The 24,308-nt window shown below is 63.7% G+C and carries 24 protein-coding genes; 15 read left to right on the forward strand and 9 right to left on the reverse strand.

From position 1 onward, the window contains the following. Positions 1-17 precede the first annotated feature (17 nt). The gene (gene ssb / locus FMM02_RS06240) at positions 18-521 is read left to right on the forward strand and encodes a single-stranded DNA-binding protein (protein WP_147494047.1); all 504 of its coding nucleotides are present in this window, start codon (positions 18-20) and stop codon (positions 519-521) included. Here the strand turns inward: ssb and FMM02_RS06245 are convergent. Then, entirely contained in the window at positions 518-1,042 is a 525-nt protein-coding gene (locus tag FMM02_RS06245; protein WP_147494048.1) for a YceD family protein, read from the reverse strand. The genes ssb and FMM02_RS06245 overlap by 4 nt on opposite strands. After that, positions 1,039-1,503: a ubiquinol-cytochrome C chaperone family protein gene (locus FMM02_RS06250; RefSeq protein WP_187107711.1), complete on the reverse strand. Its 465-nt coding sequence runs from the start codon at positions 1,501-1,503 to the stop codon at positions 1,039-1,041. The genes FMM02_RS06245 and FMM02_RS06250 overlap by 4 nt, the downstream gene beginning before the upstream one ends. Positions 1,504-1,659: 156 nt before the next feature. Here FMM02_RS06250 and FMM02_RS06255 point away from each other — a divergent pair, with 156 nt between their 5' ends. From FMM02_RS06255 to FMM02_RS06265, 3 genes are read left to right on the forward strand one after another with little or no spacing between them, the layout of a single operon-like run. Beyond that, the gene (locus tag FMM02_RS06255) at positions 1,660-2,115 is read left to right on the forward strand and encodes an outer membrane protein assembly factor BamE (RefSeq protein ID WP_147494050.1); all 456 of its coding nucleotides are present in this window, start codon (positions 1,660-1,662) and stop codon (positions 2,113-2,115) included. Positions 2,116-2,174: 59 nt separating this feature from the next. Next, positions 2,175-2,927 (forward strand): tryptophan 2,3-dioxygenase, encoded by a 753-nt coding sequence (locus tag FMM02_RS06260; protein ID WP_147494051.1) that lies wholly within the window; start codon positions 2,175-2,177, stop codon positions 2,925-2,927. Then, a complete protein-coding gene (locus FMM02_RS06265; RefSeq protein ID WP_222703803.1) occupies positions 2,924-4,090 on the forward strand; it encodes a kynureninase/PvdN C-terminal domain-containing protein in 1,167 nt (388 codons plus the stop codon). The genes FMM02_RS06260 and FMM02_RS06265 overlap by 4 nt, the downstream gene beginning before the upstream one ends. Here FMM02_RS06265 and FMM02_RS06270 read toward each other — a convergent pair. Further along, positions 4,087-4,704, reverse strand: a complete 618-nt coding sequence (locus FMM02_RS06270) for a TetR/AcrR family transcriptional regulator (RefSeq protein ID WP_147494053.1) — start codon at positions 4,702-4,704, stop codon at positions 4,087-4,089. The two genes, FMM02_RS06265 and FMM02_RS06270, sit on opposite strands and share 4 nt — an antisense overlap. A gap of 158 nt (positions 4,705-4,862) precedes the next feature. Between FMM02_RS06270 and FMM02_RS06275 the strand changes: the two genes are divergently transcribed. The 9 genes from FMM02_RS06275 (at position 4,863) to FMM02_RS06315 (ending at position 15,322) form a co-directional block, all read left to right on the forward strand. Next, a complete protein-coding gene (locus tag FMM02_RS06275; protein ID WP_147494054.1) occupies positions 4,863-7,178 on the forward strand; it encodes a TonB-dependent receptor in 2,316 nt (771 codons plus the stop codon). A 40-nt stretch (positions 7,179-7,218) separates the two neighbouring features. Continuing rightward, entirely contained in the window at positions 7,219-8,097 is an 879-nt protein-coding gene (locus FMM02_RS06280; RefSeq protein ID WP_147494055.1) for an alpha/beta fold hydrolase, read from the forward strand. A 39-nt stretch (positions 8,098-8,136) separates the two neighbouring features. Next, positions 8,137-9,414: a spinster family MFS transporter gene (locus tag FMM02_RS06285; protein ID WP_147494056.1), complete on the forward strand. Its 1,278-nt coding sequence runs from the start codon at positions 8,137-8,139 to the stop codon at positions 9,412-9,414. 74 nt (positions 9,415-9,488) lie between these two features. Beyond that, positions 9,489-10,490, forward strand: a complete 1,002-nt coding sequence (locus FMM02_RS06290) for a hypothetical protein (RefSeq protein ID WP_147494057.1) — start codon at positions 9,489-9,491, stop codon at positions 10,488-10,490. A 25-nt stretch (positions 10,491-10,515) separates the two neighbouring features. Next, the gene (locus FMM02_RS06295) at positions 10,516-11,079 is read left to right on the forward strand and encodes a fasciclin domain-containing protein (RefSeq protein ID WP_147494058.1); all 564 of its coding nucleotides are present in this window, start codon (positions 10,516-10,518) and stop codon (positions 11,077-11,079) included. A 97-nt stretch (positions 11,080-11,176) separates the two neighbouring features. After that, positions 11,177-12,280, forward strand: a complete 1,104-nt coding sequence (gene dnaN / locus FMM02_RS06300; RefSeq protein ID WP_147494059.1) for a DNA polymerase III subunit beta — start codon at positions 11,177-11,179, stop codon at positions 12,278-12,280. Then, on the forward strand, positions 12,277-12,603 hold the full coding sequence (locus tag FMM02_RS06305) for a hypothetical protein (RefSeq protein WP_222703804.1): 327 nt from the start codon (positions 12,277-12,279) through the stop codon (positions 12,601-12,603). The genes dnaN and FMM02_RS06305 overlap by 4 nt, the downstream gene beginning before the upstream one ends. 12 nt (positions 12,604-12,615) lie before the next feature. After that, entirely contained in the window at positions 12,616-13,677 is a 1,062-nt protein-coding gene (gene recF, locus FMM02_RS06310) for a DNA replication/repair protein RecF (RefSeq protein WP_147494060.1), read from the forward strand. Positions 13,678-13,867: 190 nt separating this feature from the next. Next, complete coding sequence (locus tag FMM02_RS06315) at positions 13,868-15,322, forward strand: DEAD/DEAH box helicase (protein WP_147494061.1); 1,455 nt, start codon at positions 13,868-13,870, stop codon at positions 15,320-15,322. On the opposite strand, the gene FMM02_RS06320 is transcribed toward FMM02_RS06315, so the two are convergent. Continuing rightward, positions 15,319-16,575, reverse strand: a complete 1,257-nt coding sequence (locus FMM02_RS06320) for a DUF2254 domain-containing protein (protein ID WP_147494062.1) — start codon at positions 16,573-16,575, stop codon at positions 15,319-15,321. The genes FMM02_RS06315 and FMM02_RS06320 overlap by 4 nt on opposite strands. A gap of 118 nt (positions 16,576-16,693) precedes the next feature. Here FMM02_RS06320 and gyrB point away from each other — a divergent pair, with 118 nt between their 5' ends. Beyond that, a complete protein-coding gene (gene gyrB / locus FMM02_RS06325) occupies positions 16,694-19,159 on the forward strand; it encodes a DNA topoisomerase (ATP-hydrolyzing) subunit B (RefSeq protein ID WP_147494063.1) in 2,466 nt (821 codons plus the stop codon). A gap of 153 nt (positions 19,160-19,312) precedes the next feature. Then, positions 19,313-20,083: an endonuclease/exonuclease/phosphatase family protein gene (locus FMM02_RS06330; protein ID WP_147494064.1), complete on the forward strand. Its 771-nt coding sequence runs from the start codon at positions 19,313-19,315 to the stop codon at positions 20,081-20,083. Here FMM02_RS06330 and rpoN read toward each other — a convergent pair. Genes rpoN through FMM02_RS06355 form a run of 5 tightly spaced genes read right to left on the reverse strand, consistent with a single transcriptional unit; the run spans position 20,080 to position 24,126 of the window. Then, on the reverse strand, positions 20,080-21,537 hold the full coding sequence (gene rpoN, locus FMM02_RS06335; protein WP_147494065.1) for an RNA polymerase factor sigma-54: 1,458 nt from the start codon (positions 21,535-21,537) through the stop codon (positions 20,080-20,082). The two genes, FMM02_RS06330 and rpoN, sit on opposite strands and share 4 nt — an antisense overlap. Positions 21,538-21,555: 18 nt before the next feature. Further along, positions 21,556-22,329, reverse strand: a complete 774-nt coding sequence (gene lptB / locus FMM02_RS06340; protein ID WP_147494066.1) for an LPS export ABC transporter ATP-binding protein — start codon at positions 22,327-22,329, stop codon at positions 21,556-21,558. A 4-nt stretch (positions 22,330-22,333) separates the two neighbouring features. Then, positions 22,334-22,855, reverse strand: coding sequence for an LptA/OstA family protein (locus FMM02_RS06345; RefSeq protein ID WP_147494067.1), 522 nt, complete (start codon positions 22,853-22,855; stop codon positions 22,334-22,336). A gap of 5 nt (positions 22,856-22,860) precedes the next feature. Next, complete coding sequence (gene lptC / locus FMM02_RS06350; RefSeq protein WP_147494068.1) at positions 22,861-23,499, reverse strand: LPS export ABC transporter periplasmic protein LptC; 639 nt, start codon at positions 23,497-23,499, stop codon at positions 22,861-22,863. A gap of 3 nt (positions 23,500-23,502) precedes the next feature. After that, on the reverse strand, positions 23,503-24,126 hold the full coding sequence (locus tag FMM02_RS06355) for a ribonuclease D (protein ID WP_147494069.1): 624 nt from the start codon (positions 24,124-24,126) through the stop codon (positions 23,503-23,505). Positions 24,127-24,308: the final 182 nt, after the last annotated feature.

Here is a 24,308-nt window from a genome sequence, read left to right on the forward strand (position 1 = left end):
AGCGTTGGGAGAACATCATGGCGGGCGTGAACAAGGTCATTCTGGTCGGCAACCTGGGCCAGGACCCGGAATCGCGTTCGTTCAGCAACGGCGGCGAAGTGGTCAACTTGCGCATCGCCACGAGCGAAACGTGGAAAGACCGCGACGGCAACCGCCAGGAACGGACCGAGTGGCACTCGGTCGCGATCTTCAACGAGAATCTCGGCCGGGTGGCCAAGAACTACCTGCGCAAGGGATCGAAGGTCTACATCGAAGGCCAGCTCCAGACCCGCAAGTGGCAGGATCAGAACGGCAACGACCGCTACACGACAGAGATCGTGCTTCAGAAATTCCGGGGAGAATTGGTGCTGCTCGACAGTCGCGAGGGCGGTTCGGGAAGCGGCTTCGGTGGCTCGGGCGGATCCTATGGGGACGATTTCGGTGGCGGGTCGAGCGGAGCGACCGGCGGCAACAGCCGCCAGCAAACGCGGCCGCAGCCGGCGGCGTTCGACACCGATCTTGACGATGACGTGCCTTTCTAAGGCAGTTTGTCCATCTTAGCCTTGAGCGCCGCAAGCGCCGCGAACGGGCCGGCGTCTTCCTCGCTCAATACTCCGGCCTCCTTGAGCGCAGCTTCCGCACCCGCACTGCGGGGATAGGGGTCAAGCGCCAGTGCCAGCGTGTCGGATATCGCGCCGCCAAGGTCGATCGCCATGCCGTCGTGGAAAATAGTATCGAGTTCGCCTTCGTCGAGTTCGACCTCCTCTTCGACCGCGCCGACGGCCGGCTGGGGGACGAACTTCAGGTCGAACGCCTCGTCGACATGCTGGGCGACCGGCTCACCCGTTGCCACGCACGCCTGCTCAAGCACGGCCTTGAGCCGTCCGGTCGCAGTAATGGTTTGCCCGTCGCGCGACAGCGCCGCATGCGCTTCCATGCGCTCGAGGCTAAGCAGGCGGAGCCTGCGCGCAATTCCCGCGCGCTCGGTGTCGTCGGCGACGATGTCGATCCGGTCGCCGTCGCGGATCTGGTCGAGCGAAAGGCGATGGCTGAACTCGCTCACGCAATCCGTCCTTCCATTACGTCGCGATCGCTGCGCCCGGAGAGCCCTTCATCAAAGCGACGCAACGCTTCCCCGGAAAACGTCAGTGCGGTCTCGGCGGGCGGGAGCGAGTCGCGGTAGACGCTGAACCGCACCGCTTCGTCCCAGCTCGCTTCGCCGGCCTTGGCAGTGCGCCAGCGGTCAACCCGGCTGGCAAGCGCCCCGACCAGCGACCGGACCTGCTTGCCGATCGACGGATCGCCGAATCCCTGCTCGCGCATCTGCCCGTCCATGTCGGCGATGAAGCTTTCGGTGAGCGCGACCGAATGCCGCACGGCCTCCTCTTTGCCCTCCTCCAGCCGGAGGATCGCCAACGCCAGCAGGCTGGATATCACCGCGAATCGGCCGTCGAGCGTGTCGGGCACCGAACCCTCGCGGTACCAGGCCGGGCGACGTCCCTCGGCAACGACGGCACCGTACAACGCTCCCGCATCGGCTCCTTTAGGGCGTAACATCGCCATTATTGAGCGCATGGAGTCCTCCTGTAGGTGCGGACGACTTGCTTGTGTCGCCATCCTCCGCATATTGGGCCTGAGCGGGCCGGCGGACAAGCCGCGCCGATCCCATGGAGTGAGTAAATGGCCAAGCGCAGTATTGCAGCGATCATCGGATTGGGGTTGGCGTTGACCGCCTGCGCCGGGATGCGCGAGCATAGAGGCTTCATCATCGACAAATCGCTGGCCCAGGCCATTCAGCCGGGAATCGATAATAAGGACTCGGTGACCAAGACGCTTGGCCGTCCGACCTTCACCGGTCAGTTCGATCCGAACGATTGGTATTATGTTTCCCGCAACACGACCCAGCTGGCCTTCCGCGATCCGCGGGTTACCGACCAGACAGTGCTCCATGTCCGCTTCGATCAGGCCGGCAACGTTACCGCGGTCAACCAGACCGGCAAGGAACTGATTGCCGCGGTCGACCCGTCGGGCGACAAGACGCCGACGCTGGGAAGGAAGCGCAGCTTCTTCGACGAGCTGTTCGGCAATATCGGGACCATCTCGCAGCCGGGTCTGCCAGGGTCGCGCCAGCAATAAGGCAGTTGGCATCGCCCTTGCGCCTTGTCGGCATGGGCCATCCTGCTTAAGCGTCGCGCATGACCGCGACGCCCGCCGGCATGACCTATGCCGATTATCTGCAGCTCGACACATTGTTGTCGGCGCAGCATCCCTTGAGCGAACTGCATGATGAAATGCTGTTCGTCATCATCCACCAGACCAAGGAGCTGTGGCTCAAGCAGATGCTCCACGAGGTCGGCTTTGCCTGCCGGCTGGTTCGGGAGGATCGCTTTGCCGAAGCCTATAAGGCGCTGGCGCGGGTCAGCCGCATATGGACGGTAATGACCCTGTCATGGGACGTCCTCGCAACGCTGACCCCGGTCGACTATTCGGCGTTCCGCGATGTCCTTGGGACATCTTCGGGTTTCCAGTCCGCGCAGTTCCGCGAACTCGAATTCCGACTGGGCATCAAGAATGAGAAGTTCCTCAATTATTATGAAGGCGGAAGCGCGGGCCACGCGGCGCTGGAGCAGGCGCTAGCCGAGCCGTCGCTCTGGGACGAGGCCAATGCCGCGCTGGCGCGGGCCGGCCTTCCCGCCGATGACCGCAAACAATCGTGGCTGACCGTTTATCGCGAGCCCGGTGAATATTTCGGGCTCTACCAGCTCGCCGAAAAGCTGGTCGACCTTGACGATGCGTTGGCCGCTTGGCGGCACAAGCATATGATCACGGTTGAGCGGATCATCGGCATGAAAGGCGGCACCGGCGGGTCGGCGGGCGCGGCATATCTTGCATCGACCCTGACCAAGCGGGCCTTTCCGGAACTCTGGTCGCTCAGGACCGAGCTTTGAGCTTCAAGCCGCTTTTCGCCCGATCGCTGGGCGCCGCGCCCGACCGCTTGCATTTCGCCGCGCACAGCCATCACCTTTGGCCCGATGCCTCGCTTGAAGGGCAAATGCAGTGCTGGGAGGATGCTTCCATGCTGGCGGATCGCAAGTGGGGCCGGATCATGGACGAAATCTGGCCTGGCGCCCAAGCCGAGGTCGCCAACGAGCTCGGGACCGACGATTCCTCGGCGATCGTGTTTGCATCAAACACCCACGACCTCCTTGTTCGGCTGGTGGCGGCATGCCCGCGCGATGGCGAGGCACCGCTGCGCGTACTGATGAGTGACGGCGAATTCCATTCGGCGCGGCGGCAGATGGCGCGCTGGGCGGAGGCGGGCGAAATCCTTCTCACCACGGTCGCCGCCGAGCCCCATGATGACTTTTCCGACCGCTTTCTAAGCGCCGCGGAGTCGGGCGGGCACGACCTCATCTTGGTAAGCCATGTCATGTTCGGCAGCGGCCGAATATTTGAGGGGGTGGAAGCACTTGCGGCATTGGCCCGACCTGACGGGCCCTGGGTCGCGATCGACGGCTATCATGCGTTCATGGCCGTGGCCGACCCGTTTGGTCCCAAGGCTGCGACGAGCGCCTTTTATCTCGGCGGAGGCTATAAGTATGCCATGGCCGGCGAGGGCATGGGGTTCATGCACTGCCCGCCCGCTTTCGGCGAAAGGCCGCCGATTACCGGCTGGTACGCCGAGTTCGGTGACCTTACCGCGCCGCCCGGCAGCAGCGTCGGTTATACGCGCGACGCAATGCGGTTCATGGGCGCCACCTTCGACCCGTCTGCGCTCTATCGCTTCTTGGCGGTGCGCGCGATGCTTGCCGAAAATGGATTGACCTCGGACCGGATCGCCGCCCGGGTCGCCATGCTTCAAGATTTGATGCTCGACCGGCTGGCGGGAACGCCGTTGGCCGACGCCGAGCTGCTCAATCCACCGGGAAACGGACCTCGTGCGCGTTTCCTTGCCTGGCGAAGTCCCCGGGCGCAGCGCTGGTGCAACGAATTGATGGATCGCAACTGCATCACCGACGTGCGAGGTGACGTGCTACGGGTAGGATTTGGCCTCTACCATGACGAGGAAGACGTCGAGACCTTTGTCCGGCTGGGCCGAACGCTCGCCTAGGTTTTGATGCCGCGCTGGACCAGGTCGTTGGCAAGGCTCGCGACCTTGTCTTCATTTTCTTCTCCCCAAACGCCGAAGCGCAGGCCGAGGAAGACGTTCATTCCCATCAGCGCCCAGGCGCGGACTTCGTTGGCAAGCGGACCGTCGTCGCGGACTTCGCCGCTATCGGTCGCCGCCGCCAAGCGCCCGGCGATCCGGTTCGCCGTAGTTTCATAATGGGCACGAAAACCGGCCGGATCGACGAACTCGGCCTCGTCGATGATCCGATAGACTTCCTTATGGTCGGCGACGAAGCGCAGATAGGCGGCGAGGGCGCGTCGTTCGCCGTCGAGCCCGCCCGCGGCGCCTTCCAGCGCCGGGGCGACATGGTCGCGCACCCGGCCGGACATGTCGCGGACGAGCGCGCCGAACACCGCCTCCTTGCTGTCGAAATAGGTGTAGAAAGTCCCGAGCGCGACCTTGGCACGGCTGGTGATTCCGACGATCGAGCTTTCATGGAAACCGCGCTGCCCGAATTCCGCCAAGGCCGCATCAAGGATCTTGCGCAGGGTCTTCTCCCCGCGCGCCGTGCGCGGCGCCTTGCCTTTGCTGGCCGAGGATGCGGCGCGGGTCATGCCTCGCTGCGTTAGTCCGCTATCCGGCGCCTTGTCCAATGCTGCCCCCATCGACTGCCCTCTTGTCATAAGTTGAAAGACGGTTCAACTTTCATTATGGGGTGCTCAGGGCAGCAGACCGGTTTCAATCGGCACGCCCCAAATGGGGAGGAAAGAATATGTACCGCACTGCGATTCGCACCATGTTGTTGGCCAGCGTCGCGGCCATGTCGGCCGTGCCCGCTCATGCTCAGGACGCAGCGGAGGCACCTTCCGTTGCCGAACAGGATGAGGCGGCATCCACCATCGATACCGGGGAAATCGTCGTCACTGCGCGCCGCACGGAAGAGAATTTGCAGCGCGTTCCGGCCGCGATCTCGGCGTTTTCCGAGCGCACCCTTGAACGCATTCAGGCCACCGACACCACCGGCCTTCAGGGCGCGGTGCCGAACCTCAACATCGTCCAGGGCCGCGGCTCGTCCAACGCTACCAACATTTTCATCCGCGGCATCGGCCAGCCCGACGCGCTGCAGACCTTCGATCCCGCGGTCGGTGTCTACATTGACGACGTCTACCTGTCGCGAATCCGCGGCAACCAGCTGGACCTGCTCGATGTCGAACGCGTCGAGGTGCTGCGCGGGCCGCAGGGCACGCTGTACGGCAAGAACACGATCGGCGGCGCGATCAAGTTCGTCACTCGCAAGCCCTCGCAGCAGTTCCGCGCCACCGGCAGCATCGCGGTCGGCTCCTATGACCAGTTCGACCTGAAACTCGCCGCGTCCGGCCCGGTCAGCGACACCATCGCCGCCGGTTTCGCCGTGATGCGCGCCAAGCGCGACGGCTTCGTCGAGGACCGCAATGACGACCGGGAATATAACGACCGCAACACGGTCGCCGCGCGCGGCGCGATTGCATTCACGCCGACCAGTGCGCTGCGGATCGACCTGACGGCCGACTATGCCCATGACGATGCCAGCCTGAACACCGGCGCGCCCCTCAACGCCCTCACCTATCTGTTCACGCCGGGGGTCGTCGTGCCGCTTGAGCGCGACCCCGATGACTATAATTATACGGTTGAGACCACTCCGGGCCTGCCCAATTCGACCAAGATGACCCATTGGGGATTCTCCGGAACGGCGGCCTACGACGTGAACGATGCGCTGACGCTGAAGTCGATCACCGCCTACCGCAAGCTCAGCACCACCGACTATATCGATATCGATGCGACCGCCGCCGAGATTGGCGACGTGCTGGTCGACGTACGGCAGGACCAGTTCAGCCAGGAATTCCAGCTGACCTATACAAGTGATCGGCTGACGGCGGTCGGCGGGCTCTATTATCTCGACGAGAATGTCTCATCCCACCAGGAAGCCTTTGCGGATGATTTGATCAACATCACCATATTCCGCGGCGTATTTCCGGACTTCCTGCTCGGTCCGTCGAATTTTCCGACCTTCCTGCGGACCATCGATGACGACCTGAAGACCGACAGCTATGCCGCCTATGTCAACGGCAGCTTCGCGCTGACCGATGCTCTGCGGATATCGGCCGGACTGCGCTGGACGCGGGAGGAAAAGGACTATTTCCGGACGACATCGACCTTCTCCAGCGCGCCCTTCCTGAACAGCGCGGCTCCATTCGTGTTCGAACGCAAGGACCGTTGGAAAAACCTCTCGCCGATGCTGTCGGTCGATTATCAGTTCACCCCTACGACGATGGCCTATCTGCGCTACGCCAAGGGCTTCAAGTCGGGCGGGTTCAACGGCCGCGCCAACGAGATCGGGTCGGCGACCGCCTATGACCCGGAAACGACCGAGTCATACGAAGCCGGGCTGAAGACCACGATTGCCCGGCAACTTCGCTTCAATGCCGCGGTCTTCCACAACAATTATAAGGACTTTCAGGCACGCGTGTCGGAACTGGACGAAAGCACCGTCCCGCCCACCCCACTGCTGTCGGTCCTCAATGCCGGCAAGTTGCGCATCCGCGGCGCGGAACTGGAAGCGGCCTGGACTCCGACACCCGAACTGCTCCTCGACACCCAAATCGGTTATCTCGACGCGAAATATAAGCAGTTCGACGATCTGCGCTTCACCAACTTCGACGGCAGCCGCGCATTCCAGGAACCGGCCTTCGCCCCGAAGTGGACGATGCGGTTCGGCGCGCAATATGCCGCGAGCCTGGGTTCGGCGGGTACGCTGACCTTGGGCGGACAAGCGCGGTACCGTTCGCGGCACGCCTTGTCGGTCGACAACACCTTCACCAATTCGGACGCGGAAATCGAAGGCCTGTTCCAGAAGGGCTATTGGCTGGGCGATGCGCGCGTCGTCTGGGAAGACGCCGCCAAACATTATTCGGTCGGCCTTTACGCCAACAATCTGTTCGACAAGCTCTACAAGACCGACGGGCAGGAATTCTCGAGCATTGGCAGCATTCGGACCGTCTATTTTGGAGCGCCGCGAACCTTCACGCTTCGGCTGACGGCCCGTTATTGACTGGACGAGCGGGGGCCGGCTGGCCCCCGCAACTGGCGCCATGGCCGATCCGATCTCCTTCGCCGAACGATACTGGCCATCGCAGGACGGCCTGACCCTTTACGCCCGTGATTATGCGGCGCGCGGGCGCCAGGCTGGCCTTCCGGTGATTTGCCTGCACGGCCTCACGCGCAATTCGGCCGATTTCGAGAATGTCGCCCACCGCATCGCTCAGGCGGGGCGGCGTGTGATCGTGCCCGACATCCGCGGGCGCGGCCGGTCCGACCGCGATCCCGATCCGCGGCGCTATCATCCCCGTACCTATGCGCGGGACATCGCCGGGATGATGGACAGGATGGGCATGGATCAGGCGATATTCGTCGGCACCTCGATGGGCGGCATCATTACGATGGCCCTTGCCGGGATCGCGCCGAAGCGGATCGCGGCGGCGATCCTCAATGATGTCGGGCCGGAAGTCTCGCCCGAGGGCATCGCCCGAATCATCGGCTATGCAGGAAAGGCTAGTCCGGTGCGCTCCTGGCAGGACGCGGCCGACTACTCGCGCCGGATCAACGGCGCAGCTCTACCGCATCTGGCGGCGTCCGACTGGGAAAGCTTTGCACGCCGGACTTTTCGGGAAGGTCCGACGGGTCCAGTGCTGGACTATGATCCGGCCATAAGCCTAAGCCTTGCCAAGCCGCCGGGATGGATTGCCCGCCAGATCGCCAAGCTCCTGTTCCGCAAACTTGCCAAGGGCCGTCCGCTGATGCTCATTCGCGGCGAGCGGTCGGACATTCTGTCCGTCGAAATCGCCGAGCGGATGCAGCGGACCGCGCTGCACCTCGAACGGGTCGAAATTGCCGGGGTGGGTCATGCGCCGACTCTCGACGAACCGGTCGCGGTTGACGCCATGGCCCGCTTCCTGCGAACGGTGCCGTGACGATCCCGCGCTGTCGCTGACGTGAAAGGCTTAGCTGAAATGACCACCGACGCGTCCGCACACCCCCGGCCCGCGCCGCGCGCCAATGTCGTCCTGGGCCTATTGCTGCTCGCCTATATCTTCAATTTTCTCGATCGCCAGATTCTCGGCATCCTGCTGGAGCCGATCAAGGCTGACCTCAACTTCTCCGACAGCGAACTGGGGGTGCTGACCGGTCCCGCTTTCGCGCTGGTCTACAGCCTGTGCGGCATCCCGTTGGCGCTGCTGGCCGACCGGACCAGCCGTTCAGGGGTGATCACGGCGGCGCTCGCCGCCTGGTCGGGGTTCACTGCCCTGTGCGGCACCGCGACCGGATTTTGGCAGCTGTTCCTCTTCCGGCTCGGCGTCGGGCTTGGTGAAGCGGGCGGCGTCGCCCCCTCCTATGCCCTCGTCGCCGATACCTTCCCGGCGCAGAGGCGCGGGCGGGCGTTGGCCATCTTCTCGCTCGGCGTGCCGATCGGGCTCGGACTGGGGGCGATCCTCGGATCCTGGATCGCCGCGACCTTCAGCTGGCGCACGGCCTTCGTCGCCATGGGAGTTGCCGGGCTAATTCTCGCGCCCATCTTCAAATATGTCGTGCGCGACCCGCCGCGCGCGCCCGGCACCACCGCACCGTCGCTGCGCGCCCTCGGCGCAACCTTCCCGGCCGTCGCCCGCAAGCGCAGCTTCTGGCTGATGGCGTTCGGCGCTTCGCTCAGCTCGCTGGTGGGATATGGGCTGGCCACTTGGGTCGCTTCGATCCTCATCCGCAGCTACGGCATGACGTTGATGGGGGCCGGCCAGTTTCTTGGCTCGTTGCTGCTCATCGGCGGCAGCGCCGGGGTCTTCATGGGCGGTTGGTTGGCCGATCGCCTCGGCAGTCGCAACCGCCGTTGGTACGCCTGGCTTCCGGCGATCGCCTGGCTGGTTACCGCGCCGCTCTACGCGGCGGGGTTGCTCGTCGACAATCTGGTGCTGGTCTGGGCGCTTCTCCTCGTCCCCAATGCGCTCAACATCCTCTGGCTCGGGCCCATCACCACCGCGGTTCAGCACCTTGTCGAACCGTCAAAGCGGGCAACGGCAAGCGGCTCTTTCCTGCTGATCAACAATTTGATCGGTCTCGGCGTCGGACCGCTGCTGATCGGCGCAATCAGTGACCAGCTCAAGAGCAGCTATGGCGTGGATTCCCTGCGCGTCGCGGCGCTGGCCGTTCTTGCCTTCTACCTGGTCGCGGCACTGCTGCTGTTCCTCGCGTCGCGGACGATCGAGCGCGATTGGGTCGAAGAACCGGCAGGCTGACCTGTCCCGCCGATGAATGGTGACGGAACGCGCTTCTTTCCTGGCCGTTTGAGGCCATCGAAAGGAGATTCCCCATGACCAAATGGATTCTCGCGGCTGGCGCTGCGGCGCTAGCCATCGCGCCTGCCTATGCTGACCCCAAGGGAAATAAGGGCGGTGGCAAAAATCATGCCGACCATGCCCAGAAAGGCGGGGGGAACAAGGACTATGTAAATCGCGGTGGCGACAAGCGCGACTTGCGCGCCAAGGACGACCGGCGCGGCAACGATCCGCGAAAGGCGGAACGGAAGTTCGCCCGAGCGATAGACGACAAGCCTGCCAAGGGTCCGAAGATCAAGATCAAAAATGGCGGCGACGTTCATGGCGTTCGGGACCATGCCAAGCGCGACCGGCGCCTAGCGCGGATCGATCGCGACGACGGCGTTCGCTTTCTTCCCAACTGGACGGAACGCGGGCTGACCCGCGGATTCGCCAACGGTTGCCCGCCGGGCCTAGCCAAAAAGGGCAATGGCTGTCTGCCCCAGGGGCTGGGACGCAAGGTTGTCGGAACGGCGATGCCGGCCGCGCTTGCGTCCAGTATGCTCGATGGGCCTTACCGCCTCTGGTACCGGGACAACGATCGTTACATGTATCGCTGGGACGACGATTATATCTATCGCGTCCAGCGCGATGGCGGGCAGATCGACGCGCTGTTCCCCTACGCCAACCGGGACTATTATTATTATCCGGTGGGACAGCAGTACCCGGAATATTACAACTATTATAACGTCCCCTACCAGTATCGCGGTTATTATCCGGACAGCAACGATTCCTGGTACCGGTACGGCGATGGCGCCATTTACCAGGTGAATCCATCCAGCGGACTGATCCAGGGAATCGTCGCTCTGCTTACGGCCAACCCGCTTGCGGTAGGACAGCCGCTACCGGCCACCTATGGCGTCTATAATGTGCCGTTCGCCTATCGCGATCGCTATTACGACACGCCTCAGGCCGCCTACCGGTACAACGATGGCTATATCTATAGGGTCGATCCGACGACGCAGCTGATCACCGCGGTGATCGATGCAATTGTCTGATGCGAACGAAGTTCAGGAGAGTTTGATGACTTCTACCAAGCTGATGATAGCGGTCGCGGCGGCCGGCTTGCTGGCGACCACCGGTTGCGGCGAGGGCGCAGCCGGCAATAATGCGGCCACCGCGACCGACGCCGCAGCAAAGGCTGCTGGCGATTCGACTATCGCCGAGGGAATTGGCGACGCCGACACGTTCGCTGCCGCGGCGAAGCAGGCCGGGCTGGACGGTACGCTTGCCGGGCCGGGACCTTATACCGTGCTGGTCCCGACCAACGCGGCATTCGACAAGCTGCCTGCCGGCACGCTCGATGCTTTGATGAAGGACGAGGCCAAGGCCGAACTGACCGGCGTACTCACCTATCATGTCCTGCCCGGCGAAATCCTGGCTGCCGATATCGGCAAGGCCATCGAAGCCGGAAACGGCAAGGCATTGCTGGCGACGATGGCCGGCGGGACGTTGACTGCGACGAAAGAGGGCGACGCGATCGTCGTCTCCGACGGGGCCGGCAGCAAGGCCCGGATATCGGGCGGCGACGAGCGCCGGTCCAACGGTGTGATCCACCGTATCGATACGGTGTTGATGCCGAGTTGATGATTTCGGGCGGACGGCATGTCCGATCCGCCCATTTCCCCCTTCCGCGCCGCTTGCGCCTCGCTATAACGAGCACACAAAGCGCGAAGGGGCAAAAATGAAGGCGACGATCGAACGGGCGACCCTCCTCAAGAGCCTGGGCCATGTCCAGTCGGTAGTCGAGCGGCGCAACACCATTCCGATCCTGTCCAACGTGCTGATGGAAGCGCGGGAAGACGGGTCGCTGCGCCTGATGGCGACCGACCTCGACCTGCAGGTCGACGAAAGCGTCGCTGCCCAGGTCACCCAGGCCGGCGCGACGACCGTGTCGGCACATACTTTCTTCGATATTGTTCGCAAGCTGCCCGAGGGCAGCCAGGTCGAGCTATCGGCTTCCGAAGGGAAAATGCAGGTTGTTGCCGGTCGCGCCCGGTTCAACCTGTCGACCCTTCCGCGCGACGATTTTCCGGTGATCGCCGAGGGCGAGCTTCCCACGCGATTCGAACTGCCCGCGCAGACTCTGCGCCAGATCATCGACAAGACTCGGTTCGCCATCTCGAGCGAGGAAACCCGTTATTATCTGATGGGCATTTTCCTCCATGTCGCCGACGACCGGCTGAAGGCGGCGGCGACGGACGGTCATCGGCTGGCCCGGGTAACCGTCGAAAAGCCCGAAGGCGCCGACGGAATGCCCGACGTGATCGTTCCGAAGAAGTGCGTCGGCGAGCTGCGCAAGCTGCTTGAGGAAGTCGAAGGCACCGTCGAAGTGTCGCTGTCGGCGACCAAGGTCCGTTTCGGCCTCGGTAACGCTGTCCTCACCAGCAAGCTGATCGACGGCACTTTCCCCGACTATAACCGGGTTATCCCGACCGGGAATGACAAGCTGCTCAAGCTTGACCCGAAAAGCTTCATGGCCGGTGTTGACCGTGTCTCGACCATTGCCAGCGAAAAGACCCGGGCGGTCAAGATGGCGGTAGACCGCGACAAGGTAACGCTGTCGGTCACTAGCCCGGAACACGGGCTGGCGGTTGAGGAACTTCCCGCCGACTATGGCGCCGAAGGGCTCGAGATCGGGTTCAACGCCCGCTATCTGATGGACATCCTTCATGAGATCGAAGGCGACACGGTCGAGGTCCACCTTGCCGATGCCGCCGCGCCGACACTGCTGCGCGAGAATGACAAGAGCTCCGCACTCTATGTGCTGATGCCGATGCGGGTGTGACCATCTGCCGTCAGTGGCGGGGCTGGACCGATCCGCAGTCGGCCGAAGAGTATGAGCGCATTGTCCGGACCGAAGTGATCCCCGAAATCGAGGCGCTTAGCCTGCCGGGCTTCCGCCATATCGACCTGATGCGCCGCGACCGGGGTGACGAGGTCGAGTTTCAGACATTGATGTGGTTCGACAGCCTTGATGCGATCATCGCCTTTACCGGCGATGATTATGCCGTCAGCCATGTACCGCCGGCGGCCCAGGCCGTGCTGAAGCGGTACGACGCGCGCGCCGTCCACTATGAGGTCATCGACCGGCGCGGGCAGGGCCGCTAAGCGGGGCGGCCGATGACCGCCGTGACCCGCCTGTCTCTCAGCGAATTTCGCAACTACCGCAACGCGCTGGTCTACGCCGCGCCGGGCTTCGTCCTCCTCAGCGGCCCGAATGGCGCGGGCAAGACCAACATCCTGGAGGCTGTGTCGCTGCTCGCCCCTGGCCGGGGGCTGCGGCAGGTGCCGCTTGGCGAAATCCGACGAAGCGGAAGCGAGGCCGGCATGGCGGTTGCCGCCAAACTCGACGACGGGACCGAGATCGGTACCGGGGCGAGCGCGACTGCGCCCGATCGGCGGCAAGTGCGGATTAATGGTGCCGCGGCATCAGTCAATGCGCTGGGCGAACGGCTCGCGATTCTCTGGCTGACCCCGGCGATGGACCGGCTGTTCACCGACAGCGCGGGCGGTCGCCGCCGTTTTCTCGACCGGCTCGTTCTCGCGCTGGAGCCCGGCCATGCCCATCACGCCGCTCGCTACGAAGCGGCGATGCGAGCGCGCAACAAGCTTCTCGGCGAAGCGCATTGGGACACTGGCTGGCTTGCTTCGCTGGAAATGCAAATGGCCGATCATGGCGAGGCTGTCGCCGCCGCCCGAGGGCGTACCGTTTCAGCGCTGACCGAGATGTTGGCCCACCTTCCCGATGATGACTTTCCCCGCGCCTCGTTACAGCTTGACGGGTGGGGCGGCGCTGATCTTGCGGCGACGCTTGGCGCTGGGCGCGGCCGCGATGCCGCCGCCGGCCGGACGCTCGACGGGCCGCATCGGCAAGATCTCGCCGTTACCCATCTGACCAAGGGACAGCCGGCGGCGCGCGGTTCCACGGGAGAGCAGAAGGCGCTCCTGCTAAGCTTGGTGCTGGCCCATGCCGCGCTGGTTGAGCAGCGGCGCGGGGCGCCCCCGGTTCTCCTACTTGACGAAGTTGCCGCCCATCTCGACCCTGATCGCCGCGCAACGCTTTACGCCCGGCTCGCCGGGCGTAGTCAGGTATGGATGACCGCGACCGAAGCCGCATTGTTTGACGGCATTACCGCCGCGACCCGCTTGCGGGTAGAGGATGGCAGCATCTCGGCAGCCTGACTGGACTTTCCGCGAAAAACCCCTATATCGCACCGCAACATGGAGGCGCCGACCAACGCGGCGTGATCGGTCGAACAGGACCGGCCCAGCGCTTCCCCGGCTTTACGCTACCCAGATCACGCGGGGTGCTTTTTACAACCCCCGGCCGCTGCGCGCATTCGCGTAGCGCCTTTTCATATCGGAAATTCCATTGACCAATTTTGCCGAGCTTGGACTGTCCAAGCCCCTTCTCGACGCGCTGTCCGCAAAGGATTACGGCCAGCCCACGCCAATTCAGGCCAAGGCCATCCCGACGGTCCTGTCCGGCCGTGACCTGTTGGGCATCGCCCAAACTGGCACCGGCAAGACCGCGGCGTTCATGCTGCCGTCGCTCGATCGTCTTGTCGCGGCTTCGCAGGATCGTCCTGCGCATGGCCGTCCGACGCATGGCCGTCCGCAGGGACGCGCGCGGATGCTGGTGCTGGCCCCGACCCGCGAGCTTGCAGCGCAGATCGCCGAAAGCGCGCGCACCTATGCCAAGGGCCAGCATATCAGCGTCGGCGTCATTTTCGGCGGCGTTCCCGTCCCCCGTTCGATCCGCGAAGTGTCTCGCGGACTCGACGTGCTGGTGGCCACACCGGGCCGGTTGCTCGACCTTGTCGACCAGCGAGTCCTGGATCTGTCGGCGCTCGAAATCCTCGTCCTCGACGAGGCTGACCAGATGCTCGACCTCGGTTTCATCCACGCGCTGAAGCGCATTGTCCGGCTGATCCCGGCCAAGCGCCAGACGCTGTTCTTCTCGGCGACCATGCCGAAGAGCATTCGCCAGCTGGCCGAAAGCTACCTGACCAATCCCGCGGAAGTGTCGGTAACCCCGGTCGCGTCGACCGCGGAACGGATCCGGCAGCAGGTGACCTTCGTCAACCAGTCGGAAAAGCAGGCTTTGCTGACTTTGTTCTTCCAGTCGACAGACATCGAGCGGGCGCTCGTCTTCAGCCGCACGAAGCATGGCGCCGACAAGATCGTGCGTTATCTGGCCGCGGCGGGCATCGGGTCGAATGCGATCCATGGGAACAAGAGCCAGGCCCAGCGTGAGCGTGCCCTCGGCATGTTCCGTTCGGGCGAAGTGCCGATCTTGGTTGCGACCGACATTGCCGCGCGCGGGATCGACATTCCGGGCGTCAGCCATGTCCTCAACTTCGACCTCCCGAACGTGCCGGAACAGTATGTCCACCGGATCGGCCGTACTGCCCGTGCCGGGGCGGAAGGCATTGCCGTCGCCTTCTGCGCCGAGGATGAACGTCCTTATCTGCGCGACATCGAGAAGCTGACCCGTCAAAAGGTTGCGGTTGCCCCGCTTCCCGAAGGCTTCCTCGTGGCCGTCGAGGCTGTCGCGCGAATGAAGCCGGCACCACGCCGCGGTGATGCGCCGCAGCGTGGACCGCGCACCCGGATTGGCTCGCCGACTGCCGAAATCAAGGCCGACCGTCGCGCCGATCATCGCAACCGGCAGAATCGCAACCGCTCGGCGGACGGCCAGGCACTGTCGCAGCGTCATCCGCAGCGGGCGGACGGCCATCCGGCGCACCGTCCGGAAGGCGGCCAGCGCAAGCGGCCATTTGGCGGCCGGCGCCGGACCGGTGCCGCGGCGCCCCGGGCCAGCTAGACCGCCGAGGCGCCCGGACTGGTCCTGAAGGCTTCGGAATGGGCGCGCTCGATCCGGGCGATATCAGCCTCGCTGATATCGCTGGACCGCGCCCGTTGCATCGCTTCATCGGCGAGCCGCTTCACCATCGGCCTCGCGGCCGGTGACTGCCGAGCTAATGATCCCAACATCGATTGCAGCCGGCCCTGGACTTCCCGGATCGCGGCTCCATCGCGGCCAATGCTGAGGGTCAGTTCCTCAAGCATGGCTTCCAGCGACAGCGCATAGCCACCGGCGCTGGCCCCGCCGCTCTTGTCCGAATGTTTGTCGAGGACGGCTTCGGCCACCCGTTGGGCGGCGGCGATGACCGAAACCGCCGTACCCGGGTCGTTGACTGCTGGTGACAATGCCCGGGAGGCGATTTCGGACAGAACGACCATCCCGAACCTGGGATCGTCTGCAAACCGCCGTTCCCGCTCGACGCTGAATGCGGTGGCAATTCGGCTGCTTTCTTCCTCGGAAATCTTCCGGTCGATCCAGGCGAGCGGCGTGGCGCGATCGACCATCGCCCCCGGGGTTCCGACAATAAGGATCTGCGCATCCATGGTACGGATGCATGCCGCTATGCGGTCCAGGTCGACATGGGTGACATAACCGGTCGTCGAACCCGTAACCGCAGTTGCTCCTACGGGAATAGGGGGCTGGCCGTCCCCGCCAATCGCGACCGGCCCGTCATGCCTTGTGATCGCGGCGCATGCCGCCTCCTCCACCCGCCGCACAGCGTCGCCCATCCGGCCGAATTCGGTCAGGGTCGCAATCCAACGCAACAGCGTGAGCACGATCCAGCTGATCATGATGATGGTCCCGATGAACAGGACGGCGCGGCCCTCGGCGCCATAAAAATCGGTCGACAGCGCAACGATTCCGACCACGCCGAACAGGAACCCACCAAGGAAAGTGGAAAGTGCATTTTGGGCGGTATGATCCTCGATAAGGAGCTGTGTGGCGCGAGGCGTGATGTTCTGCGCGGCACTGCCGAATGCGGTGACCATCGAGGCCAGCGAAAAGGTGGTGACGGCCAGCATCGAGGTCGCCAAAATGCCCAGCACCTGATCGACCGCCTTGGCGCCGATATCCATACTGAAATCATAGGGAATCACTGGCGCCAGCCAGTTGGCGGCCAGTGCAATGAACACAGAGAACAGCGAAATCAGACCGGCACGGAACCAGATCCGCCGGGTCAGCCGATCGATGATCATCCTGATCTGAATCACTGTTCCTCCTCACCCCATACCTTGGCAACGGGAGATCGGGCGGGTCGGTTCCCAAACAGCCGGGGCTTCACGCGCACGCGCGCGTAGACTTGAAGGGGGAAATCCCTATATCGGCTTCATGTCCGACGATACTCCCAAGAATGAATATGGCGCAGACAGCATCAAGGTGCTGAAAGGGCTGGATGCCGTGCGCAAGCGGCCCGGCATGTATATTGGCGACACCGACGACGGGTCGGGTCTCCACCACATGGTGTTCGAAGTCTCCGACAACGCCATCGACGAGGCGCTGGCGGGCCATTGCGACCGCGTGCTAATCACTCTCAACCCTGACGGATCGTGCAGCGTCGAGGATAATGGTCGGGGGATCCCAACCGGAATTCATGCCGGGGAAGGCGTGTCGGCGGCCGAGGTCATCATGACCCAGCTCCACGCCGGTGGAAAGTTCGAGAACACCAGCGAGGACAATGCCTATAAGGTGTCGGGCGGTCTTCACGGTGTTGGCGTCAGCGTCGTCAACGCACTCAGCGAATGGCTGGACCTGACGATTTGGCGCGATGGCGAAGAACATTTCATGCGCTTCCGCCATGGCAACGCCGAGGCGCCGCTGAAGGTCGTAGGCAAGGCGGAAGGCAAGAAAGGGACCAGGGTCACATTCCTGCCGTCGCCCGACACGTTCAAGATCCTGGAATTCGACTTCGACCGGCTCGAACATCGCTACCGCGAGCTGGCCTTCCTCAATTCCGGCGTCCGGATCATCCTCGCCGATGAGCGGCACGACGAACGCAAGGAAGTCGACCTTTTTTACGAAGGGGGTATCGCCGCCTTCGTGAAGTGGCTCGACCGGGCCAAGCAGCCGCTGATCCCGGATCCCATTTCGGTCAGCGGGCAACGGGACGATATCGGTATCGAAGTCGCGCTCGAATGGAACGACAGCTATTATGAGAATGTCCTGTGTTTCACCAACAACATCCCTCAGCGCGACGGTGGCACCCATCTTGCGGCTTTCCGCGCGGCGCTGACTCGGACGCTCAATAATTATGCCGAACGGTCAGGCCTGCTGAAGCGGGAGAAGATCGGCCTGACCGGCGAAGACATGCGCGAAGGCCTGACCGCGATCGTCTCGGTCAAACTTCCCGATCCCAAGTTCGGTAGCCAAACCAAGGACAAGCTGGTCAGTTCGGAAGTGCGCCAGCCGCTGGAAAGCCTGATCGCCGACAAGCTGGCGGAATGGCTCGAGGAAAATCCGGCCCATGCCAAGTCGATCATCCACAAGGTGATCGACGCCGCCGCCGCCCGCGAAGCCGCGCGCAAGGCGCGCGAGGCAAGCCGCAAGTCGGTAATGGGGATCGCCTCGCTGCCGGGCAAGCTTGCCGACTGCCAGGAAAAGGACCCGGCGCTAAGCGAGTTGTTCCTAGTCGAGGGTGACTCGGCCGGCGGCTCGGCCAAGCAGGGCCGCAACCGTCATAACCAGGCGATCCTCCCGCTGAAGGGCAAGATCCTCAACGTCGAGCGCGCACGGTTCGACCGGATGCTAGGCTCGAAGGAAATCGGGACGATTATCCAGGCGCTCGGCACGTCGATTGGCCGCGAGGAATTCAATCTCGACAAGCTGCGCTACCACAAGATCGTGATCATGACCGACGCCGACGTCGACGGCGCGCATATTCGCACCCTTCTGCTGACCTTCTTTTATCGCCAGATGCCCGAGTTGATCGAGGCGGGGCATCTCTTCATTGCTCAGCCGCCGCTCTACAAGGTCGCGCGAGGGCGCTCCGAAGTCTATCTGAAAGACGACGCGGCGCTGGACGATTACCTTGTCGACGCGGGCCTCGAGGGCCTCGTGCTGCGCATGGCCAACGGCGAGGAGCGGGCCGACAAGGATCTGCGCACGCTGGTCGATCATGCCCGGCGCGTCCGCACATTGATGCGCTATGCGCCCAAGAAATATGATCCGGCCATGCTGGAGGCGCTCGCGATTGGCGGTGCGCTAGATCACGGTTTGAACGACGCGCAGCGCAAGGCAGCAGCCGAAAAGGTCGCGGCCTGGCTGGGCGCCGGGGACCTGGAAGCGGTGTGGTCGGGCGATTCGGCCGCCGAGGGCGGCTATCTGTTGAAACGGACCTGGCGGGGCGTCACCGACGTGACCCTGGTCGAGCCGTCTTTCCTCCACTCCGCGGAGGCCCGCAAGCTCCATGCGCTCGCCGCCGAACAGGCTTCGACCTACAGTGCACCGGCGACCTTGCGCTTCGTCAAAGCCACAAAGGGCGATGGCGATGCGGAAGAGGCCGAAGTCGACGTCAAGAAGACGACCAACATTACCCGGCCCTCCGAGTTGCTCGAAGCGGTGCTGGTGGCCGGCCGCAAGGGGCTCAGCATCCAGCGCTACAAGGGGCTGGGGGAAATGAACGCCGAGCAATTGTGGGAGACCACGCTCGACCCGTCCAACCGCTCGCTGCTGCGGGTCGAAGTCGACCAGGCCGATGTCGCCGACGAGATCTTCACCCGCCTGATGGGCGACGTGGTCGAACCCCGGCGGGAATTCATCCAGGACAATGCGCTATCCGTTGCCAACCTCGACGTTTAGCCGTCGTCGCTGGACGATTGTTTGAAACGGCGCCGGCGCCGGCGCGCGTCCGCATGATCGTCGGCGACCGTTCGTCTCAATCCCTTGTGCCTGTCATCGAAACGGCGCGATGCCCGTGGAACCGCAGCATGCCAAGGATGATTGCCAACTGAGATGATCAGCCGGCCCACCATTACTGTCGCCAGCTACAATATGCGCAAGGCTATCGGCACGGATCGACGCCGCCGGCCCGACCGCGTGCTGCAGGTGTTGCAGGAAATCGACGCGGACATTGTCGCGCTGCAGGAAGCCGACAAGCGGATGGGCGGACGCGGCGCCGCGGTCCCGCATGAGCTGATCGACGAACATGGCCTCTACAAGCCGGTGCCGATGCTGGTTCGCCACAAGCGGACGATGGAAATGTTTCCCGGCGGCGCGCGGGTCGAACAGTTGCTGAAGACCAACACCCGCAATCTCGGCTGGCACGGTAACGCCTTGCTGGTGAAACCTCACGTCGAGGTAATGGACGTTGCCGCTCTCCACCTGCCTACGCTCGAGCCGCGCGGAGCGGTGATGGCCGAACTGCTGGTCCATGATCGCCCGATCCGCATCATTGGCATGCACCTCGACCTGTCGGGCTTGTGGCGGCGGCGACAAATGCGGATGATCATCGAGACCGTCAGGGCCAGGCCGCACCAGATGCCGACTATCCTGATGGGCGACACCAACGAGTGGCGGGATGCAGCGGGATGCCTGAAGGACCTCGACGGCGCCTATCGCCTGGCGCCGACCGGACCCAGTTTTCACGCACGGCGGCCAATTGCGCCGCTCGACCGGATCATCGTCGATCACCGGTTGGCGATCGAGGCGTCGGGGGTCCATGCCAGCGCCGAAGCGCGAAGGGCCAGTGACCATCTCCCGGTCTGGGCGCGGGTAGCCTTCTAGCCGGCGGCCATCTTCCGCTGGCGGCGGCGCTGGATAGAAGAACCTATCCCCATCGCCTCGCGGTATTTAACGACCGTGCGGCGGGCGATATCGATCCCCTGCTCCTTGAGCAGCGCGACGATGCCGTCGTCGGAAAGGACCTCGCGCTCCTCGTCGACGATCGACTTGATCGCTGCCTTGACCGCTTGGGCCGCGGCGCCTTCGCCATCGTCCGACGCGACTCCGGACCCGAAGAAGAATTTCAGCTCGAACAATCCCTGCTCGCAGGAAAGATATTTGTTGGTGGTCACCCGGCTAACGGTCGATTCATGCATTTCAATCGCCTCTGCGACCTTGGCTAGCGTCAGCGGCCTCAGCGACCCGACACCGTCCTCGAAAAATCCCCGCTGCTGCTTCACGATTTCCGTCGCCACCTTGACGATCGTGCGGGCCCGCTGGTCGAGCGCCTTGACCAGCCAGTTGGCGCTGGCGAGGCAATCAGTCAGCCAGGCCTTGGACGCCTTGTCCTGGGCACCGGCCTTCAGTTCCGCGTGGTAGCGGCGATTGACCAGCACGCGCGGCAGCGCGGCATTGTTCAGCTCGATGACCCAGCCATCCCTTCCGCGCCGGATGAACAGGTCCGGCGTGATTGCTTCGGGCTCGCGAATGACGAACCGACAGCCGGGCTTCGGGTCATAGCTGCGCAGCTCACGGACCATGTCGGAAAGATCGTCTTCATCGACGCCGCAGATCCGGCGCAGGTCGGCCATCCGGCCCTTTGCCAACAGGTCGAGGTTGGCGATCAGTCGGGCCATTGCCGGATCGTATCGGTCGACCGCCTTCGCCTGCAGGGCGAGGCATTCTTCAAGGTTGCGGGCGGCAATCCCGGGCGGATCGAGCGACTGGACCAGCGCCAGCGCCTCTTCCGCTTCGGGCAGGCTCGCGTCGCACTCCTCGGCGATCAGGGACAGTTGTGTTCCGAGATAGCCGGTTTCTTCCAGCTCCCTGACGATTGCGTCCGCCAGTCGGGCCTGGGTTCCCCCGATGCCGTAAACTTGGCTAAGCAGATGTTCTGCCAGACCTTCATCCCCGCCTTCGAGCCGGTCGAAGTCGAAAGCTTCGTCCGGGCCGCCGCCGCCGCCGACGTCCGCGAAACTGTCGGATTCCAGCGCGGCTTCGCGCCAATCCATATCGATCGGACTATCCTCGGCGCCGCCCAGCTTGCCGATGAGTTCGTCGCTTCCGGTCGGGTCGGCGGCTTCGTCGCCGAACTCGCGGTCCTCGCGCACCAAGACCGCACCTTCACCGCCTTCGCCGGGCCGCGCTTCAAGCAATGGATTCTTGGCGATTTCTTCGGCGATGACCGCGTCAAGCTCGAGATTGCTTAGGGCAAGCAGCTTGATGGCCTGCTGCAACTGCTGGGTCATCACCAGCTGCTGCGAAACGCGAAGGTCGAGACGCGGGCCCAGCCCCATGGCCGCTAGTCCTTCACGCTACAGGGCAAAGCTTTCGCCAAGATAGAGGCGGCGGACATTGTCATCGGCGACCAGCGCCTGCGGCGTCCCTTCGAATAGCACCTGCCCATCATAAATGATGCAGGCCCGATCGACGATATCCAACGTCTCACGGACATTGTGATCGGTGATCAGCACGCCAATGTCGCGCTGCTTCAAATCCATGACCAAGTGACGGATATCGCTGATGGAAATGGGGTCGATGCCCGCGAAAGGTTCGTCAAGCAGCATTATCGATGGCTCCGCGGCCAATGCGCGGGCGATTTCGCAGCGTCGCCGTTCGCCGCCCGACAGCGCCATCGCCGGTGAGCTGCGCAGGCCGTTCAGGCCGAACTCGTCGAGCAGTTTCTCCAGCCGCGCCGCCCTCGCCCGGACGTCGGGTTCCGATATTTCAAGCACCGATCGAATATTCTGTTCGACGGTTAGTCCGCGAAAAATCGAGGTTTCCTGCGGCAGGTAGCCGAGTCCGAGAATGGCACGCCGGTACATCGGCAAGTCGGTGATGTCGCGGCCGTCGAGGAAGATTCGCCCGGCATCGGGCCGGACCAGCCCCATGACTGAATAGAAGCTGGTCGTCTTGCCGGCGCCATTGGGTCCGAGCAGGCCGACCACCTCGCCGCGTTCGACATGCAGCGATACGTCGTGAAGGATGGCGCGCTTGTCGTAGCTTTTCGCGATCGAACGGACTTCAAGGCCGCGCACCCAGGTCGCGCCTTCCGAGGCCCGAGATTCAATGGTGGCCGCTTCGTTCATGGCCTTAATTGGGGCGCTTCGGCACGGTGAACCGGCCGGTGACCCGGCCTCCACCTTGGTTAACGCCGCGCAGCCCGCCGTCCATCACCGCCCTGCCCGTGTCGAGGTCAATCGTCAGTCTCCCGCCCGACAGGAAGGAGCCGCCCCGATCGAGCCGGACATTGCCGACCATGGTGATCAGGCCTTGGTCGAGGTCGTAGACCGCAAAATCGCCGCGCGCAGTCTCGCTGGGACTGGTCACGGTCACACCGCCGCTGGCGTCGATCCGGTTGACGTCGATCCCGTCTTTGCTTGCATATGCCAGAGTCAGCCGCGCCGTGCGCAGTGTAAGATTGCCCTGCTTCACCACCACATTGCCGGCAAAAATGGCCCGGTCGGACCGGTCCTGCGCCTCGGCGCGGTCGGCGGCAAGGTCGATCGGCGCACGGCTGTCATGGCCCTTGAGCGCGGAAATGCCTTCCTGCGCCAGGGCCAGGCCGGCACAGGACAGGGCGGCAAGGCCAATCAAAAGACGCTTGGCGTTCATGACGATCATCTGACGGCCCCCTGCCGAATTTTCAAGCGCACGCCGCCGTCGAGGCTGACGGTCCGCTCGCCAAGGTCAGCTCGTAGCCGGCCAGCCTGGAAGTCACCAAGCGGCATGGTGCCGCTGACCGGCCCGCTAGATCGCATGGTCCGCTTGTCGAGGTCGATCCGCACATCGCGGGTCGTCAGCCGGTAGCCGTCAGGGGCCGCGACACGAACCGGGCCGTCGACCAGCATTTCTTCGCCTTCAAGGTCGTAGCGGCCCTTGTTGGCGGCGATTCCGAGCGGCCCTCTGGCAAGATCGAGCCGGGCGCGCATTCCCTCGATCATCACGATCGGGACATTGCTTGACTGCTGCAGCGCGCGATCGGCGATAATCTCGAACTTCTGACCGCGATCGTCTTCACCGACATAACGGGCGGACTCGACCCGCATCCGTTCCTGCGCGCGGTCGACCTCATTCTTGTCGAGCAGGAAACTGACATCGCCCCGCCCGCCGAAGGGGGCGACCGCAAGCAAGACCAACAGACCGCCAATGATCACCGGCAAGCCGAATTTGACCGCGCGCACGACATGGTCGTGGCGGCTCCCCGGCTCGGCCCAGTGGCGCTTGATCGCCCGTTCGCGGTTGGCGGCTTCCGACATGGCTTAGCTATGCGCAAAAATATCCTGCTCGGCCCAGCCGGCCAGATCGAGAAGCGCCCGGGCCGGGAGGAAATCGAAGCAGGCCTGCGCAAGCTCGGTCCGGCCCTCGCGCTCGAGCCGAGTATCGAGTTGCTCCTTTAGTCGGTGAAGGTAGCGCACATCGCTGGCGGCATATTCGCGCTGAGCGTCATTGATTTCCGGCGCGCCCCAGTCGCTGGTCTGCTGCTGCTTGCTAAGATCGGTCGCCAGCATTTCCTTGACTAGCTCCTTCAGCCCATGCCGGTCGGTGTAGGTGCGGACCAGTTTGGATGCGGTGCGGGTGCAGTAGAGCGGAGTCGCCATTACGCCCAGGTAGGCACGGATGATCGCCACGTCGAAGCGCGCGAAATGGTAAAGCTTGAGCCGCCCCGAATCGGCGAGGAGCGCACGCAGGTTGGGCGCCGCATAATCGCTATCCGGACCGAAGCGCACCAGATGCTCGTTCGGGCCGCCGTCACTCAATTGGACGAGGCACAGCCTGTCGCGCCCGGGCATCAGGCCCATCGCCTCGGTATCGACCGCGATCGCCGCGCCGGCGGCGAAAAGGTCGGTGGTAGGCAAGTCTTCTTCGTGGAAATGAATGGCCATGACGTTCCCGATTTTATGAACCACCCTGCCTGAACCGGCGGTGACGTCCATTGTTTTGCTATCCCTCTAGTCGCATCGGGGCGCTGCTTGCCAGCCTTAACCATGGAATCACTAGGAGCGACGCCATTTTTCCTGTAGGGACGCAATCGTGCGCGTGGTGATTCCGCGCGTGCGGCCGGTCG

The sequence above is a fragment of the Sphingomonas xanthus genome (genome assembly GCF_007998985.1).
Classification (GTDB): domain Bacteria; phylum Pseudomonadota; class Alphaproteobacteria; order Sphingomonadales; family Sphingomonadaceae; genus Sphingomicrobium; species Sphingomicrobium xanthum.

Coding starts and splice junctions, on each gene's coding strand:
- FMM02_RS06260 (WP_147494051.1), top strand. CDS start 2,175: ATGACCGCGACGCCCGCCGGCATGACCTATGCCGATTATCTGCAGCTC.
- FMM02_RS06355 (WP_147494069.1), bottom strand. CDS start 24,126: ATGGCCATTCATTTCCACGAAGAAGACTTGCCTACCACCGACCTTTTC.
- lptB (WP_147494066.1), bottom strand. CDS start 22,329: ATGAACGAAGCGGCCACCATTGAATCTCGGGCCTCGGAAGGCGCGACC.
- FMM02_RS06255 (WP_147494050.1), top strand. CDS start 1,660: ATGGCCAAGCGCAGTATTGCAGCGATCATCGGATTGGGGTTGGCGTTG.
- FMM02_RS06330 (WP_147494064.1), top strand. CDS start 19,313: ATGATCAGCCGGCCCACCATTACTGTCGCCAGCTACAATATGCGCAAG.
- FMM02_RS06280 (WP_147494055.1), top strand. CDS start 7,219: ATGGCCGATCCGATCTCCTTCGCCGAACGATACTGGCCATCGCAGGAC.
- FMM02_RS06345 (WP_147494067.1), bottom strand. CDS start 22,855: ATGAACGCCAAGCGTCTTTTGATTGGCCTTGCCGCCCTGTCCTGTGCC.
- recF (WP_147494060.1), top strand. CDS start 12,616: ATGACCGCCGTGACCCGCCTGTCTCTCAGCGAATTTCGCAACTACCGC.
- ssb (WP_147494047.1), top strand. CDS start 18: ATGGCGGGCGTGAACAAGGTCATTCTGGTCGGCAACCTGGGCCAGGAC.
- FMM02_RS06295 (WP_147494058.1), top strand. CDS start 10,516: ATGACTTCTACCAAGCTGATGATAGCGGTCGCGGCGGCCGGCTTGCTG.
- gyrB (WP_147494063.1), top strand. CDS start 16,694: ATGTCCGACGATACTCCCAAGAATGAATATGGCGCAGACAGCATCAAG.
- FMM02_RS06290 (WP_147494057.1), top strand. CDS start 9,489: ATGACCAAATGGATTCTCGCGGCTGGCGCTGCGGCGCTAGCCATCGCG.
- FMM02_RS06270 (WP_147494053.1), bottom strand. CDS start 4,704: ATGACCCGCGCCGCATCCTCGGCCAGCAAAGGCAAGGCGCCGCGCACG.
- FMM02_RS06275 (WP_147494054.1), top strand. CDS start 4,863: ATGTACCGCACTGCGATTCGCACCATGTTGTTGGCCAGCGTCGCGGCC.
- rpoN (WP_147494065.1), bottom strand. CDS start 21,537: ATGGGGCTGGGCCCGCGTCTCGACCTTCGCGTTTCGCAGCAGCTGGTG.
- lptC (WP_147494068.1), bottom strand. CDS start 23,499: ATGTCGGAAGCCGCCAACCGCGAACGGGCGATCAAGCGCCACTGGGCC.
- FMM02_RS06285 (WP_147494056.1), top strand. CDS start 8,137: ATGACCACCGACGCGTCCGCACACCCCCGGCCCGCGCCGCGCGCCAAT.
- dnaN (WP_147494059.1), top strand. CDS start 11,177: ATGAAGGCGACGATCGAACGGGCGACCCTCCTCAAGAGCCTGGGCCAT.